At 72.0% G+C, this 1,586-nt stretch carries 2 protein-coding genes; both read left to right on the forward strand.

The genetic code is table 11. From position 1 onward, the window contains the following. On the forward strand, nt 1-702 hold a 702-nt coding region (locus tag AC1DXV_RS34440; protein WP_477938024.1), incomplete at its 5' end, for an alpha-amylase family glycosyl hydrolase. A 15-nt stretch (nt 703-717) separates the two neighbouring features. Next, on the forward strand, nt 718-1,586 hold an 869-nt coding region (locus AC1DXV_RS34445), incomplete at its 3' end, for an ABC transporter ATP-binding protein (RefSeq protein WP_477938025.1).

Below are 1,586 nucleotides of genomic sequence, written 5' to 3' on the forward strand. Positions count from 1 at the left end.
CGTTACGTGCATGCGGTGCTGGCCGAGATGCTGGCCGAGGCCGGCGACGCCTGGGTGTGCTGGGCGCTGAACAACCACGACGTGGTGCGCGTCGTCACGCGCTGGGCCGGCCTCGGCCCGGCCGAGCGGGTCGCGCCGCTGCTGGTCGGGCTGCTCGGCTCGCTGCGCGGCTCGATCTGCCTCTATCAGGGCGAGGAGCTGGGGCTGGCCGAGGCGGTGATCCCGTTCGAGCAGATCCAGGATCCGTACGGCAAGGAGATGTGGCCCGAGTTCGTCGGCCGCGACGGCTGCCGCACGCCGATGCCGTGGTCGGCCGCGGCGCCGAGCGCCGGCTTCACGAGCGGCACGCCGTGGCTGCCGGTGCCGGAGGGCCAGCGCCAGCGCGCGGTCGATGCGCAGGCGCCGCAGCCGGGGTCGGCGCTGAACCGCTATCGCAGCTTCCTGAACTGGCGCGCGACGCAGCCCGCGCTGCGCCAGGGCGCGATGGCGCTGCTGCCGGCGCATGACCAGGTGGTCGCGTTCACGCGCGGCGACGGGGCCGGGCAGCTGCTGTGCGCGTTCAACCTGTCGGACCGGCCGGCGCACATGGCGCACGGGCTGCCCGGCAGTTGGACGGCGATCGACGGCCACGGCTTCGGCGGCCGCATCGATGGCGCCGAGATCGTGCTGGAGCCGCAGGAAGCCGTGTTCGCCCGGTCATGACTTGAAGGAATCCCCATGTCCCAGATCCAACTCCGCAAGGTCCGCAAGAGCTTCGCCAACGTCGCGATCCTCAACGATGTCGACCTGACCATCGCCCCCGGCGAGTTCTGCGTCTTCATCGGCCCGTCGKGCTGCGGCAAGTCGACGCTGCTGCGGCTGATCGCCGGGCTCGACGACGTGAGCGGCGGCGAGATCGTGATCGACGGCCGCGTCGTCAACGAGCTGCCGCCGGCGCAGCGCAACGTCGCGATGGTGTTCCAGAGCTATGCGCTGTACCCGCACATGTCGGTGCACGAGAACATGGCCTTCGGGTTGCGCCACCACAAGATGCCCGAGGCCGAGATCGAGCGCCGCGTCGCCGAGGCAGCCGCGATGCTGAAGCTCGAAGCGCTGCTCGAGCGCAAGCCGCGGCAGCTGTCCGGCGGCCAGCGCCAGCGCGTCGCGATCGGCCGCGCGATCGTGCGCCAGCCGAAGGTGTTCCTGTTCGACGAGCCGCTGTCCAACCTCGACGCGGCGCTGCGCATCAACACCCGCGTCGAGATCGCGCGGCTGCACCGCAAGCTCGGCAACGTCAGCATGGTCTACGTGACGCACGACCAGGTCGAGGCGATGACGCTGGCCGACAAGATCGTGCTGCTGCGCCCCGATGCCGCGGCCAAGGGGCAGCTGAGCGTCGCCCAGATCGGCCGCCCGCTCGACCTGTACCACCGGCCGCAGAACCGCTTCGTCGCCGGCTTCATCGGCTCGCCGGCCATGAACTTCCTGCCGGCGGTGGCGGTCTCGGGCGATGCGGCCCGGCTCGCCTGGCGGCTGCCGAACGGGCTGGCCGGCGCCGCCGCGGTCGACGCGGCGCGGGTCACCGCCGGCAGCGACCTGACGCTGGG

This window comes from Rhizobacter sp. P3_C12 (assembly GCF_056402735.1).